The organism is Bradyrhizobium sp. USDA 4506 (assembly GCF_054058795.1).
In genome coordinates this window covers 5,554,656-5,568,821 of the sequence record NZ_JBSSBM010000002.1, presented here as the reverse complement: position 1 = coordinate 5,568,821, position 14,166 = coordinate 5,554,656, and the positions used below count along the sequence as shown (strand labels likewise).

12 protein-coding genes are annotated in these 14,166 nt (G+C 65.3%); 8 read left to right on the top strand and 4 right to left on the bottom strand.

All coding sequences use genetic code 11. The features are described from left to right. Positions 1–16 precede the first annotated feature (16 nt). The 8 genes from ACVIHF_RS28490 (at position 17) to arcC (ending at position 9,743) form a co-directional block, all read left to right on the top strand. A complete protein-coding gene (locus ACVIHF_RS28490; protein WP_456792903.1) occupies positions 17–1,225 on the top strand; it encodes an ABC transporter substrate-binding protein in 1,209 nt (402 codons plus the stop codon). Between the two features lie 40 nt (positions 1,226–1,265). Further along, positions 1,266–2,141 (top strand): branched-chain amino acid ABC transporter permease, encoded by an 876-nt coding sequence (locus ACVIHF_RS28485; RefSeq protein WP_076826929.1) that lies wholly within the window; start codon positions 1,266–1,268, stop codon positions 2,139–2,141. Then, positions 2,138–4,672 (top strand): branched-chain amino acid ABC transporter ATP-binding protein/permease, encoded by a 2,535-nt coding sequence (locus ACVIHF_RS28480; protein ID WP_253606982.1) that lies wholly within the window; start codon positions 2,138–2,140, stop codon positions 4,670–4,672. Before ACVIHF_RS28485 ends, ACVIHF_RS28480 begins: the two co-directional genes overlap by 4 nt. Positions 4,673–4,745: 73 nt before the next feature. Further along, positions 4,746–5,705 carry a DUF2877 domain-containing protein gene (locus ACVIHF_RS28475; protein ID WP_253606983.1) on the top strand — a complete coding sequence of 320 codons (960 nt, stop codon included), beginning with the start codon at positions 4,746–4,748 and terminating at the stop codon, positions 5,703–5,705. 104 nt (positions 5,706–5,809) lie between these two features. After that, the gene (locus tag ACVIHF_RS28470; protein ID WP_028333377.1) at positions 5,810–6,001 is read left to right on the top strand and encodes a hypothetical protein; all 192 of its coding nucleotides are present in this window, start codon (positions 5,810–5,812) and stop codon (positions 5,999–6,001) included. Positions 6,002–6,011: 10 nt separating this feature from the next. Continuing rightward, positions 6,012–7,262 (top strand): YlbE family protein, encoded by a 1,251-nt coding sequence (locus ACVIHF_RS28465; protein WP_253606984.1) that lies wholly within the window; start codon positions 6,012–6,014, stop codon positions 7,260–7,262. Next, on the top strand, positions 7,259–8,800 hold the full coding sequence (gene fdrA / locus ACVIHF_RS28460; RefSeq protein ID WP_253606985.1) for an acyl-CoA synthetase FdrA: 1,542 nt from the start codon (positions 7,259–7,261) through the stop codon (positions 8,798–8,800). Before ACVIHF_RS28465 ends, fdrA begins: the two co-directional genes overlap by 4 nt. Next, positions 8,784–9,743: a carbamate kinase gene (gene arcC, locus ACVIHF_RS28455; protein WP_253606986.1), complete on the top strand. Its 960-nt coding sequence runs from the start codon at positions 8,784–8,786 to the stop codon at positions 9,741–9,743. The genes fdrA and arcC overlap by 17 nt, the downstream gene beginning before the upstream one ends. 127 nt (positions 9,744–9,870) lie before the next feature. Here the strand turns inward: arcC and ACVIHF_RS28450 are convergent, their stop codons facing one another. The 4 genes from ACVIHF_RS28450 to ACVIHF_RS28435 form a co-directional block, all read right to left on the bottom strand. Beyond that, complete coding sequence (locus tag ACVIHF_RS28450) at positions 9,871–10,803, bottom strand: sugar-binding protein (RefSeq protein ID WP_253606987.1); 933 nt, start codon at positions 10,801–10,803, stop codon at positions 9,871–9,873. Between the two features lie 96 nt (positions 10,804–10,899). Next, positions 10,900–11,982, bottom strand: a complete 1,083-nt coding sequence (locus ACVIHF_RS28445; RefSeq protein ID WP_225642737.1) for an ABC transporter permease — start codon at positions 11,980–11,982, stop codon at positions 10,900–10,902. Beyond that, on the bottom strand, positions 11,982–12,746 hold the full coding sequence (locus ACVIHF_RS28440; RefSeq protein ID WP_253606988.1) for an ATP-binding cassette domain-containing protein: 765 nt from the start codon (positions 12,744–12,746) through the stop codon (positions 11,982–11,984). The genes ACVIHF_RS28445 and ACVIHF_RS28440 overlap by 1 nt, the downstream gene beginning before the upstream one ends. 35 nt (positions 12,747–12,781) lie before the next feature. Beyond that, positions 12,782–14,134 carry a carbohydrate porin gene (locus tag ACVIHF_RS28435; RefSeq protein ID WP_229189717.1) on the bottom strand — a complete coding sequence of 451 codons (1,353 nt, stop codon included), beginning with the start codon at positions 14,132–14,134 and terminating at the stop codon, positions 12,782–12,784. Between the last annotated feature and the right edge of the window lie 32 nt (positions 14,135–14,166).

The window sequence follows — 14,166 nt, the reverse complement described above, 5'->3', positions numbered from 1 at the left end:
CGGAGGAACACCGAACATGAACTTCAGGAGCATAGTCTCGTCCGGACCTGCGCGTCGTTGGCCGGCTTGGCGCGCCGCAGCGACGATCCTGCTGGCCGCGTTGCCGTTCGCGTCCGGCGCGCGCGCGGCCGAACCGATCAAGATCGGCCTGGTGACCGCCCTGTCGGGACAGTCGGCGCGCGCCGGCGAGGCGCTCACCCGCGGAGCGACGATCGCCATCGAGGAAATCAATGCAAAGGGCGGCGTGCTTGGACGTCCGCTCGAGCTCGTCCGCCGCGACGACGAGAGCAATCCGGCCAAAGGGCTGATCGCCGCACGCGAGCTGATTCAGCGCGAGAAGGTCGCGGTCCTGGTCGGCGGCCTCGACACGCCGGTCGAGCTTGCCATCGTGCCGTTCGTCAACAACGTCAAGGTGCCGTTCGTGGTGCCGTGGGCCGCCGGGACCAACATCACGCGGAACGGCGCGCCGTCCAACTACGTGTTCCGCGTCTCGGCCATGGACGATGAGGTCGACAAGGCGATCGTCCAGTTTTCGCGCAAGACCTACAATGCGAAGAAGCCCGGGCTCATCCTGGTCAACAATCCCTGGGGCGAGTCGAACGAGCATGGCCTGAAGGCGGCATTGAAGGCCGCAGGAATCGAGCCTGCCGGCGTCGAGAAGTTCGAAGGCAACGACGTCGATGTCGTTTCCCAACTGTCGCGCCTGAAGCAGGCAGGCGCCGATACGCTCTACCTGGTCGGCAATGTCGGACCGTCCTCCCAGGTGGTGAAATCGCTCGACCGCATGGGCTGGGCGCCGCCGATCGTCTCGCATTGGGGGCCGGCCGGCGGCCGCTTCACCGAGCTCGCCGGGCCGAGCGCGGAGAACGTGATCTTCGTCCAGACCTACAGCTTCTTCGGCAACCTGTCGCCGGTCGGCAAGCGGGTGATGTCGGCCCTGCAGGCGAAGTATTCGGACATCAAGGGGCCTGCGGACGTGACGCCGGCGGTTGGCGTCGCCAACGCCTACGACTCCATCCTGGTCATTGCGCGAGCGATCGAAAAGGCCGGTGACACCGAACCGACCGCCGTCCGTGACGGCTTCTACGCCATCGATCGCGTGGATGGCTTGATCAAGACTTACGAGAAGCCGTTCGCGCAGGACAAGCACGATGCGCTGACGGCGGGCGACTACATCTGGGCGCGGTTCGAGGACAACCACATCATGCCGTTCGCGCGGAACTGACCGCGCGAGATCGTCCGACAAACAAGCAGGGTAGTCATCGATGTCATTTCTTCCCGCGGTGATAACAGGACTGGCGCTCGGGAGCATGTACGGGCTGCTTGCGCTTGGCTTCCACGTCACCTATGCCGTCTCCGGCACGGTCAATTTCTCCCAGGGCAGCTCGATGACCCTGGGAGCCGTTGCCGGCTACTTCTTCCTCGTGCTGTGGGGCTGGCCGGCCGCGGCCGGCATTCCCGCCGTTCTGCTCGTCTGCGCGGTCTACGGCCTGCTGATTGAGCGCTTTGCCGTTCGGCCGTTCGTGCAGCGTGGCTCCGACAACTGGCTGATGGCGACCGTTGCGGTCGGCATCATCGTCGACAACGTGATGATGTTCGTCTTCGGCAAGGAGCCGCGCAGCTTTCCGTCCGTCCTGGCGGCCAAGCCGATCCAGATCGTCGAGGGCGCGGGGGTCTATCCGTTGCAGCTCCTGATTCCCGTGGTCGGATTGCTGCTGGCGCTGGCACTTCATCTACTCAGTCGCCGAACGCGTCACGGCGTCGCCATGCTCGCGGTGGTCCAGAACCCGAACGCAGCGCGGCTGATGGGCATCAACGTCAGCGGCGCCATCGCGGCAAGCTACGCGGTCTCGGCGATGCTGGCCGGGGTTGCGGCGCTGCTGATCGCGCCCCTGTTCAACGTGTCCTCCGAAATGGGCACGCTGTTCGGCATCAAGGCCTTCGCTGCGGCGATCATCGGCGGCCTCGGCAGCGCCTGGGGCGTGATGCTGGCCGGGCTCTGTCTCGGCCTGATCGAGGTGTTCGCGACCAACTATCTGGGATCGGTCTACACCCAGATCATCACGTTCGCCTCGGTGATCGCGATTCTTGTCGTCCTCCCCCACGGGCTGCTCGGCCGAGCCGGAGTGAAAAAGGTATGACCTCTCGCGTCTCCATTCTCGCCGCCGTCGCGGCACTCGCGGCCGCCATCCTCTATGCCGCCGTTGCCGATAGCTACGGCGTGTTCCTGGTCGCGACCATCTCGCTGACGGCGATCGCCTGCATCGGCCTTAACGTGCTGCTCGGTCTCGCAGGGCAGATCTCGCTCGGCCACATCGGTTTCATGGCGATCGGGGCCTATACGACCGTGCTCCTGATGGAGAAGGCAGGGTGGCCCTATCTTGCGGCGACGGCTGCAGCGATTGCTCTTGTCAGCGTCGTCGGTGGCCTGCTCGCCATGCCGGCCTTGCGTGTGCGAGGTCCATATCTCGCGATGGTGACAATCGCCTTCGGCTTCATCGTCGAGCACGGCACGATCGAGTGGCGCGACCTCACGGGCGGCGGCAACGGCCTGATCCTGACCGCGCCGCCGCAGGTGTTCGGCTTTCCGCTGTCGGAGCGGCATTTGGCGATCGCGGGCATCGTGCTGGTGTTCGCCGGCCTCATCCTGTTCGAGTGCTTGAAGCGCAGCGGCTGGGGCTACGCCATGCGTGCCGCCCGCGACACCGAGGTTGCGACGCGCTCGATCGGCATTGATCTCGTGCGGGTCCGCACCGTGGCGTTCATCATCTCGGCCGCAGCGATGGCACTGGCGGGGGCGTTATTTGCGCCCCTCCAGGGCTATATCAGTCCGAGTTCGTTTCCCTTTCTGCAATCGATCCTGCTGCTGTTCGGCGTCATGGTCGGCGGCGCCGGCTCGGCGCTGGGGCCGGTGATCGGGGCGGCGCTCGTCGTGCTGCTACCGGAAATGCTGTCCGATCTCGCGGAGTATCGTCTGCTTGCCTTTGGCGTGCTGCTCTTCGCCGTGCTGCGGGTCGCGCCCTCGGGCATCATGGGGCTGATCGAGCAATTCGCGGCAAGGTTCCTGCCGACGGGATCGAAGGCCGATACGGGCGCGGTGGGCGTCGAACCGGTCGCCGACCTCGGCATCGGGACCAGCAGCGTGTCGCGTCTTGACGTCGCAAACCTCTCGATCTCGTTCGGCGGTGTCCGCGCCGTGCAGGACGTCTCGTTTACCGCCGAACCCGGCACAGTGACCAGCGTCATCGGCCCCAATGGTGCGGGGAAAACCAGCGCGCTGAATCTGCTTTGCGGCTTCTACCGCCCGAAATCCGGCACCGTGAAGCTTGGCGACCGCGACGTCACCGGCTTGCCGTCGCACCAGCTTGCGCGTGTCGGAGTGGCGCGAACGTTCCAGACGACGCAGCTCTTCGGTTCGCTCTCGATCATCGAGAACGTCCTGCTGGCGGCGACGGCCGGCAAGCTCGGTAACATCGTGTCCGCGCTGCACAATGACGCGCAGGAGCGCCTTGCGCGGTCGCTGTTGCGCTTTGCGGGTGTCGACGGCGATTTGAGCAGACGCGCGGACGCGCTGCCCCATGGCGAGAAGCGATTGGTCGAGATCGCGAGGGCGCTCGCCTTGCGTCCGAAGGTCCTGTTGCTCGACGAGCCGGCCGCGGGTCTTTCGAAGGGCGACAAGCAGCGGCTGACGGTTCTGCTCCGTCGCATCGCGGAGACCGGGATCGCGGTCATCATCGTCGAGCACGACATGCCGATGATCATGTCGCTAAGCGACCTCATCGTCGTTCTCGATGGCGGCAAGCGCATCGCGATCGGCGATGCGGCGGCGATCCGCAACGATCCGCTGGTCCGCAAGGCCTATCTCGGCGATGCGCCGTCGGGTGAGCGGCGCCGCGCGACGCGCCCGGCGAAACAAGGCACGGCGCTCGAAGTCCGCACGCTCGATGCCTTCTATGGCCTGTCGCGGGCGCTCGGTGGGATCGACCTTGCCGTCGCGCCCGGCGAGGCCATCGCCGTACTCGGCGCCAATGGAGCGGGCAAAACCACCCTGATGCGCTCGATTGCCGGTCTCGAACCACCGCGGTCGGTCGGCGAGATCCGGCTGTCCGGCGCCCGCGTCGACAAGATGCCGGCGCATATCCGCGCCAGGGCCGGCATCGTGCTGGTACCCGAAGGACGGCAGGTGTTTCCCGAGCTGACGGTGCGGCAGAACTTGCAGCTCGGCGCTTTCGCACGCAAGGGTCTCGAACTCGACGCGGAGATCGACGCGATGTTTGCCCGCTTTCCGCGCCTGAAGGAGCGTATCAACCATCGCGCGGGCCTTTTGTCGGGCGGCGAGCAGCAGATGCTCGCAGTCGCGCGTGGGCTCCTGACCGCGCCCAAGGTCTTCATGCTTGACGAGCCGTCGCTTGGACTGGCGCCGCTTGTCGTCGACGAGTTGTTCGCCTCGTTCGAGCAGCTTCGCGTCGAGGGGATGACCCTGATCGTGGTCGACCAGATGGCCGGGCAAGCCCTTGCGCTTGCCGACAGGGCCTATCTGCTTGAGACCGGCACCATCCTGAAGAGCGGTGCGGCCGAAATCATCGCGGAGGATCCCTCGCTTGAAGCCGCCTATCTCGGCGGAGAGGCCCACGGGAGTAGCGTGCCGCGAACCGCCGTGCTCACGTCCTGACGCCATGGTTGCGCAGCAGGAGATCGGTGTGATGCGGCCAGGCAATACGTTTCGCGACCTACCCGGCGCGCCCGTGTCTGAACGATTCGACGGCGGTGCCGTAATCGAGGTCGGCGTGCTTGCGCGCCGCGCGCTGCGCAGCGGACGGCGCGGCCGTATTGCGGCGGTGTTCGAGCGCAGCTTTTATGCGGTGCTCGACGATTGCTGGATCTGCATCGGTGTCAAAGACCTCGGCTCCGGCCCGCTGCATCTTCGGTGCACCGGGATCGAGCCGCGGCTGCTCGTTCCCGGACAAGAGGTTGCGATCGTCGACACGATGCTGCTCGTCGACGGTATGCGGTTTGCCGGTTTCGAGACGGCCTCCGTATGGGCGCCGCCGCCTTCGCCGGAATGGACGCTCGACAGTTTGCGGGTAGGGCTTGCGATGGTCGATCAGGTCTGGCGTCGCTTGCCGGTCGAGCAGGGGCTGGCCGCCTCGGGTGGCGCGGAGCCGCCCACAAGGCCGTCGCGGGTGCTCGCTGCCGCGGCGCCGGCGCTCGCCGCGCTCAAGCAATTGATCGAGGCCGGGCTTCGCGGAGAGCGATGCGTACCGCGTGACTACCCGGAGATCGTCGAATTGATCGGACTTGGTCCCGGGCTCACGCCATCCGGCGACGACTTGATCGGCGGCGCGCTGGTCGCGCTCGCCAACCTCGGCCGTCTCGCGACGCGCGACGCGCTGTGGAAGACCTGTCGCGCGCATCTCGGCCGGACCAATCAGATCAGTGCCGCCCACCTGCACAGTGCCGTGCTCGGCTTCGCGGCGGCGGCGCTCCATGAAGCCATCGACGCGACGATTGGCGGACGGGTCGATCGTATCAAGTCCGCGGTCGCGGCGCTGTCGCGGATCGGGCAAAGCTCTGGACTGGATGCGTTTGCAGGTGCGCTGATGGTGTTGCGCGCGATCGAGTGCCGGCTGCTCAACGACAGCGCGCTGCATCATGCCGGCCTCACCGGCAACGGCCCGCCGACGCGATCAATCGCAGGGGCCTAAACGATCATGCGACACAACGGGAATTCGGACGACAGGTCGCGCGTGTTTGACAAAGTAAAAATTTTCTTACTAAGATCGATGCATCGGATCTCGGGAGGCCGCAAGTGGTGACCAAGCAGGAAGGGACGCCGAGCGGGCGTTTGTTGATGAGCAAGCCGAGCGTGGTGAACGTCGGGCTGGCAGGCTTTGTGAAGGACTTGCGGGACTGCGATATCGAGGTCGTGCAGGTCGACTGGACGCCGCCCGCCGACGGCGATCCCAAAATGGCGGCACTGCTCGCCAAGCTCGGTACGTGAGAGCGCGGCCATGAAGCTGATCGAAGACGCCAACAAGCAGGCGCTGGCCCGCATCCTCGAGGGTGAGCCCAGGCTGATCGATATCGTTCCGGCACGCGACGTGCTGGAAGGGTTGAAGGAACGCATGATCCTTCATGCCGGGCCGCCGATCACCTGGGACCGAATGTGCGGTCCGATGCGTGGCGCGGTGGCAGGCGCCATCGTGTTCGAAGGCTGGGCTCCGGATCTTGAAGCCGCCTTCGAACTCGCGGCCGGCGGCGGCGTCGCCTTCCACCCCAACCATCATTTCGGCGCGGTCGGTCCGATGACCGGCATGACCACGGTCTCCATGCCGGTGTTCGTCGTCGAGAACGTCAAATATGGCAACCGCGCCTACTGCGCCATCAACGAGGGCCTTGGCAAGGTTATGCGCTTCGGCGGCAATGACGATAGCGTGCTGGCCCGCCTCGGCTGGCTGCGTGATGTATTCGGGCCGGTGCTGGCCAGGGCGATCCGCGCGCATGGCGGGATCGACCTGAAGGCGATCATCGCGCGCGGACTCTCGATGGGCGATGAAATGCACCAGCGCAACCTGGCCTGCTCCAGCGTGTTCCTGCGCGAGATCGGGTCGGCGCTGGCGCGCACCTCGACGGACAACGAGGTTCTCGCAAGCTGCATTGGCTTCATCGCGCAGAACGATCAGTTCTTTCTCAACATCGCGATGGCGATGGGCAAAGCGCTGACCGATCCCGCCAGCGGGATTCGCGGTTCGACGGTGGTGACCGCGATGTGCCGCAACGGAACCGACTTCGGGGTCCGTGTCAGCGGATTGGGCGATCGCTGGTTCACGGCGCCGGTGGAAATGCCGGAAGGGCTCTATTTCCCGGGCTATTCGCGCAAGGATGCCAATCCCGACATGGGCGACTCCGCGATCGTCGAGACGGTCGGGCTTGGTGGCTTCGCGATGGCAGCAGCTCCGGCAGTTGCCGGATTCATCGGCGCCGGGGCGCCGTCGTCGGCGGGCAATTTCACGCGGGCAATGAGTGAAATCACCGTCGGGCAGAATCCGGAATGGACGATCCCCGCGCTCGACTTTGCCGGCGTGCCGACCGGCATCGACGTTCGCCTGGTGGTGGAGACCGGCCTCGCACCGGTCATCAACACCGGCATTGCGCATCGCGAGCCCGGCATCGGCCAGGTCGGCGCCGGCGTGGTGCGGGCGCCGATGGCCTGCTTCCGGCAGGCCGTCCTTGCCATTGCGGAAGATCTGGGGGTGTCATGAGCGCGTTTGTCCTGAACGAAATTCGCAAGGGATTCTATCTCGACTCGGTCGCGTTGATGCGGTTGTCGCGCGAGATCGCGTCGGCGGCGGGCGTCGTCGAAGCCGCGCTGATGATGGGCACGCCGTCCAACCAGGCGATCCTGCGCAACGCCGGATTGCTCGACGGCGCGGTGATCGCCCAGGGCAATGATCTGATTCTCGCGATCAAGGCCGAGAGCGAAGCGGCGGCGAGCGCCGCGCTTGCCGAAGCGCAAAAGGCGCTCGATCGCCCCAAGACGAGCAGCACCGGCGAAGCAGCGTGGCGGCCGCGCAGCATTGCCGCAGCCGTCAAGGCCGCGCCCGCCGCCAACCTCGCCCTGATCTCCGTTCCCGGCGAGTTCGCCGCGGCGGAAGCGCGCAAGGCGCTGAACCGCGGACTTCATGTCCTGATGTTCAGCGACAATGTCTCGATTGCGGATGAATTGTCGCTGAAGCAGCAGGCGCGCGAAGCGGGCCTCTTGATGATGGGGCCGGACTGCGGCACGGCGGTCATCGGCGGCGCGCCGCTCGCCTTCGCCAACCGACTGAAGCGCGGCAGGATTGGGATCATCGGCGCATCCGGGACCGGGACGCAGGAGGTGTCGTGCCTGCTGTCCGAGGCGGGCGAAGGCATTTCCCACGCCATCGGCGTCGGCGGACGGGATTTGAAGAAGGAGATTGGCGGCATCACGACATTGATGGCGATCGACGCCCTTGATGCCGATCCCGAGACCGATCGCGTCGTGCTCATCTCCAAGCCGCCGCATCCGGACGTCGCCAGGGCCGTGCTCGGCCGGATCGGCCAGAGCTCGAAGCCCTACACGGTGTGCTTCATCGGCGCCGCCTCGGCGGATCTGCCGTCAAATGCACGCTTTGCCGGTACGTTGAGGGAAGCGGCCGAGAAAGCCCTCGGCAACGGCCGGAGCATTGGCGGCAAGTTCGACGCTGCCGCCGTGGCTGCGCGTTTGCCGCCGCGACGCAAGGCGGCGCAGCGCATCGAAGGGCTGTTCGCCGGCGGCACCCTCTGTGCCGAGGCTCAGGTGATCCTTGCTGCGGGCGGTCGCAAGGTGGCATCGAATGCCGCCATTCCCGGCGTCCCGCATTTCAGCGACCCGGAGGCGCAGGGGAAGGACCGCATCGTCGACCTCGGGGCCGACGAATATACCCAGGGCCGGCCGCATCCGATGATCGATCCCTCGGTGCGCGACGATGCCTTGCGGGCGGCGCTGGTCGATCCCGCGGTCGCCGTCATCCTGCTCGATCTCGTGATCGGATACGGCGCACATGACAATCCGGCAGCGCATCTTGCGGCTGTCGTGGCGGGCCGTGCGGATGACGCGCCGGTCCTGGTTGCGTCGGTGACGGGGACCGAGCTCGATCGCCAGGTGCGTTCGGCGCAGATCAGGCTGCTCGAGGACGCCGGCATCGTGGTGGCGCCGTCGAATGCCCAGGCCTGCGACCTTGCTCTCGCTCTTTCCGTCAACGACGTCAGGATGCCGCGCTATGCGAACACTCAATGAGGTCCCGCGCCGTCTCGTGATCGCGATCGGCGGCAATGCCGTCCACCCTGAAGACATCAGCGGCACCTCGGACGAGCAGAAGGCCGTCGCCCAGCACACGGCCGAGGCGCTGCTGCCGCTCGCCGAACTCGACAACGAACTGGTGATCACCCACGGCAACGGGCCGGTGGTGGGCAAGATCATGATGCGCCAGATGCTGACGATGAGCCGGATCCCGCCGATGTCGATGGACATCTGCGTCGCGCACAGCCAAGGTGGCATCGGCTATCTTCTGATGCAGGCGATCGAGAACGTCTTGCGCGCGCATGGCAACGGCCGGCACGTCGCCAGCCTGCTGACCCAGGTCGAGGTCGACGCCAACGATCCCGCCTTCGCCAATCCGACCAAGTTCGTCGGACCGTTTTTCACCGAGCAGGAAGCCCAGCGCATCAGCGCCGAGTTGAACTGGAAAATGCGCGAGGACTCCGGGCGTGGCTGGCGCCATGTCGTGCCGTCTCCGAAACCCAAACATGTCTGCGACATTTCGCTGGTCGACGCGCTGGTCAAGCGCGGCACCATCGTCATCGCAGGCGGCGGCGGCGGTATGCCCGTGATCCGCGACGAACGGGGCGTGCGCACCGGCGTGCCGGCAGTGATCGACAAGGACCTGACCTCGGCCCATATCGCCAACGTGCTTGGCATCGAGGAACTGCTGATCCTGACCGCGGTGCCCCGCGTCGCGATCAATTTTGGCAAGCCCGACAAGAGGGAGCTGGATCAGGTCAGCCTGGCGCAGATTAAGGCCTATCATCGCGAGGGCCATTTTCCGCCGGGAAGCATGGGGCCCAAGGTCGATGCCGCCATCCGCTTTCTCGAAGGTGGTGGCAAGCGCGCGATCATCAGCCACCTCAATTGCGCAATGGCCGCGCTGACCGGCGAGACCGGGACCCACATCGTTCCCTAGCGCTCGTCAGATGCGATGGCGGCGCCATTGATGATGGCCGCCGGGATCTGCCCGGCGGGATACCGATGTCGGTCGGCCGCGAGCACAGGTCCGGATCCATGCCGCTCCGCTCGGGCTGCCTGCGCGCCTATTTCAGCATCGCCGCGACGTTGTCCTTCGTCACAACGTCGAGACCGGTGTGGATGATCGGCGGCGCCTTCTGGCCTTTCTTGATGGCAAGCAGCGTGTCCATCGCTTTCTCGCCCATTTCGAACGGGCGCTGGCCGATCAGCGCATTGGCGTAACCCTCATTCAAAAGCTCAAGCTGCATCTTGAGGGTGTCGGCCACGACGAGCGTGAACTCGCCGGCGTCCATGTCCTTCTTGCTCTTGCTGGCGAACGCCTTGAAGCCTTCGGGCGCGAACATCGGCCAGCCACCGACCGGGATGATGGCTGCAAGGTCGGGAGCAGCGGTGCGCAGATCGGTCATCTGCTGAACGCCGAGCGCGGGATCGTCGTTGCAGAAGGTGGGCGAGCCCCCGACCTCGGTCCACTTCGAGCCCTTGAGTGCCTCACGCACGCCGTCGACCCGCTCGGCCAGGTTCTCCGCACCCGGCCCGCCGGAGATCATCGCGTATCTGCCGCCATCAGGCCGCAGCTTCAGCAATTGCTTGCCGAGCGCGAGGCCGAACTCCTTGTTGTCGGTGCCGATATAGGCAATCCGCTTCGAGCCCGGCGCGTCCGAGTCGAAGGTGATGACGGGAATGCCGGCTGCACTTGCCGCCTCGATCGACTTGGTCATCGCGGCAACGTCGGCAACCGAGATGGCCAGGCCATCCACCTTTTGAGTGACGAAATCCTGGATGATCTGCGCTTGCGTCGCCGGCTCGTGCTCGACAGGACCCTTGTAGATGCATTCGATGTTGCCGAGCTCCTTGGCGCGTTTCTGGCAGCCGTCGCGCGCGAAATCGAAGAACGGGTTGTTCATGGCCTTGGGCACGATCACGAATCTGTAGCTCTGGGCCAGGCCAGGCGTTGCCATCATGGCGAGGACCGCAGCGGCCAGAAGTGCCTTTCTCATTGTTTCCCTCCACATTTCTTATCGTGCCTATCCGTTCAAATCTGCGGCTCCGGGAGGCGGATAGGCGGACATCCATGATCCTCCAGGACGAACTCTTCAGGCCATGCGCGACCGGAGACGATCGACCAGCACCGCGGCGATGATGATCACGCCCACCAGGGTCTGCTGCCAGTACGAGTTGACCTGCGCGAGCACGAGGCCGTTGCGGATCACCTCGAGCAGCACGCAGCCGACAATGGCCCCGAGCGGGCCGCCGGCGCCGCCCGCGAGATTGGCGCCACCGATGACAGCGGCCGCAATCACGTTGAGCTCATAGGATGTGGCCATGTTCGCCGGCGCCGATCCCAGCCAGCCCGAGACGATGATGCCCTGCAGACCCGCCGCGAGCGCACAGATCACGTAGATCTCGATCTTCACCCGGACGACCGAGATGCCGGTCAGCGCGGCCGCCTTCTCGTTGCCGCCGACGGCAAAGACGTGGCGGCCGAAACCAGTGTGATGCAGCACGACCGCCATCGCCAGCGCGAGAACCACGAGATAGATGAACGGCGCCGGCATGCCGAACACAACGCCGGATGTCAGCGTGTAGAAATATTCGGCGTCGGGGCCGCCGGGAAAACTGCCGCGGCCGTTGGAGACGACGTAGCCGAGGCCGCGCACGATCGAGAGCATGCCGAGCGTCGTGACGAACGGCGACAGTCCAAGCACCGCGATGCAGAAGCCATTGACGAGGCCGACAATCAGCGCGACGCCGAGCCCCGCCAGAACCGAGACGAGCAGAATCAAGCCGGGCATATTGGCAATCACGGTCTTGCCGTCAGGGGCTAAATGCACGAACCACTCCGCGCCGGGCATGCCCGGTGTCGAGACGTGCGTCATCACCATTGAGGTGGTCATCGCTGAAAAGCACATCACGGAGCCGACCGAGAGATCGATGCCGCCCGTGATGATGACGAAGGTCATGCCAAGCGTGGCGATGGCGATGAAGGAAAAGTTCTTCGCCACATTCTGTATGTTGCCTGCGGTCAGGAAATAGGGGCTGGCGAAGTTCATCAGCACGAACAGCGCCGCCAGCGCCAGCAGGACGTAGCCGGTCTGCGAGGCGAACAGGCCGCTGCGCCACCATCTGGCCTTGCCGACATTGGTGAAGGTGAGGGGAGATTCCAGGGGCGTGGCCATCACGCAGCCTCCTTCGCTCCCGTGATGAGGGAGGTGACTTCCTCGGGGCTGGTGTCGCCGATCGCCTTGTCGGCGCGCTTCTCGCCGCGCCGCATGACGACGACGCGGTCGCAGACAGCGAACACGTCGGGCATGCGGTGCGAGATCAGCATGACCGCGACGCCCTGTTCCTTCAGGCGATGGATCAGGCCGAGGACCTGCTCGACCTGGCGAACCGAAATCGCGGCGGTCGGCTCGTCCATCATCACCAGCCTGGCGTTGGAGAGCCGCGTCCGCGCGATCGCGACCGCCTGGCGCTGGCCGCCCGACATCTGCTTGACGAGATCGTGCGGGCGGGTCTCGGAGCGCAGCTCGCCGAACAGCTCCAGCGCGCGCGCTGCCATCGTCTTGTGGTCGAGCAAGGCGAATGGACCAAGCTTGCGCTTGAGCTCGCGGCCGAGGAAAACATTGGCCGCCGCCGTGAGATTGTCGGCGAGTGCGAGGTCCTGATAGACCACTTCTATGCCGACCGCACGGGCATCGATCGGACGGGCGAAATCAACCGCCTTGCCTTCAAAGCGGATCTCGCCGTGACTTGGCGGAAAGTTGCCGGCAATGATCTTGACGAGCGTCGACTTGCCGGCGCCGTTGTCGCCCATCAGGCCGACCACCTCGCCGGGCGACACGCGGAGGTCGACGCCATGCAACGCGCGAATGGCGCCGAACTCCTTGCCGATGCCCTTCAACTCCAGGACTGCTAGCCCGGCGTCGTGAGGGGTTACCATGGCTGGCTTTGCTCAAGCATGCTGGCCACCTCCGCTCAGAAGTGCACCAGCGTGCGCAGACCGAGAATCCAGGCGTTGTCGGTCTTCACGCCGGCGGCATTGTACCCGCGCCCGCCAGGATGCATCACATACTGGGCGTCGAACTTCAGGTTCATCCAGCCCGTCGCCTGCCACCCGTACCAGGCTTCGATCGGAACTTCGTTTCCTCCGGCGTTGGGCGTGAGCGCAGCGGTATTCACATGGGTCGTACCGACCGCAAAGCCGACTTCGTCCTCCGGGCGCGAGGCGAACGTTCCGGTGTGCCTGAAGCCGAATGCAATCTGGTAATCCTGGTACGACGTGCGGTGGTCGGCGACGGTCGTATTGAGGAAGGTGTACCAGCCCTGTGCCTTGGGACCTTCAACCGTCAGCCGCTGCAGGATCGATTCATAGACGCCATAACGACCGCGCGAATCTCCGAGATTCTGGTCCGAGACGCCGCCGGTGCCCGGAGAGATCGCAATGATCCCCGGCAGGCCGCCATCAATTGTCGATGCGCTGTCATACCAGCCGCCAAATCTCCAGGTCCCGTTCAACGGACCGCTCGGCGCCCAGACCACCTCGACCGGCACCAGAACGCCCGAGGCGGGGCTAGAGCCGGGGACACCCGGCAGGAAGTAAGTCGCGGAGTCCGACGTCGTCAGGTAGTTCGGGTTGGCGTCGTAGACGCCGACCGAGAGCTGCCATTCCTTGGCGAAGTTGTAGTGCACCACACCGGCCCATTGGCTCACCGGCCAATTGTAGATGTAGCCACCCTGGATGTTGCCGGGCTGGCCGCCGCAGAAGGTCAGGTTGATGAACTCGCAGAGGCCAAAGAAGAAGTCGGAGCCGACCGGAAGACGGCCGCCCTTGAGCTCAAGGCGATCATCGAACAGCTTCTGCGAGTAGTAGAGTTCGGTCAGGCGAAGAATGCTGCCGCGGCCGAACACTTCGTTGGTCAGCTGCAGCGCCGGAATTCCCGCCTCGTCATTCAGGTTGCGGCCGAAGCGGTCGACCAGCGTGAGGCCAACCGTGCCGCCCTGGATGCCGGCAAGTTTTGCCATGTCGAACTTGGCCTGAAAGAAAAGCTGTCCGGCTTGGGTCGCGGTGTTCCTGTTGCCGCCCGACAAATTGCCGACGGCTTCGTCGCCCAGCGTCAGGGCCAGCGAGATCCCTCGCTCCTTTAGTTGCGTCCTGCCGAGATCGCCGAACAGATATGGTCTTGTCCAGAAATCATCGGTCTCGGTGTAAGGCACCGGCGGAGCCTTCGTCATGAGATCGGCCGCATGCGCGCCGCCGCCGCTGAACAGAGATAACAACGCGATCCCCACGCCGCACGCCCGCGCGGTGTCTACAGACCTAAGTGACATTTTCTGCACTCCCAGCGTCTCCGGCTTTGTCT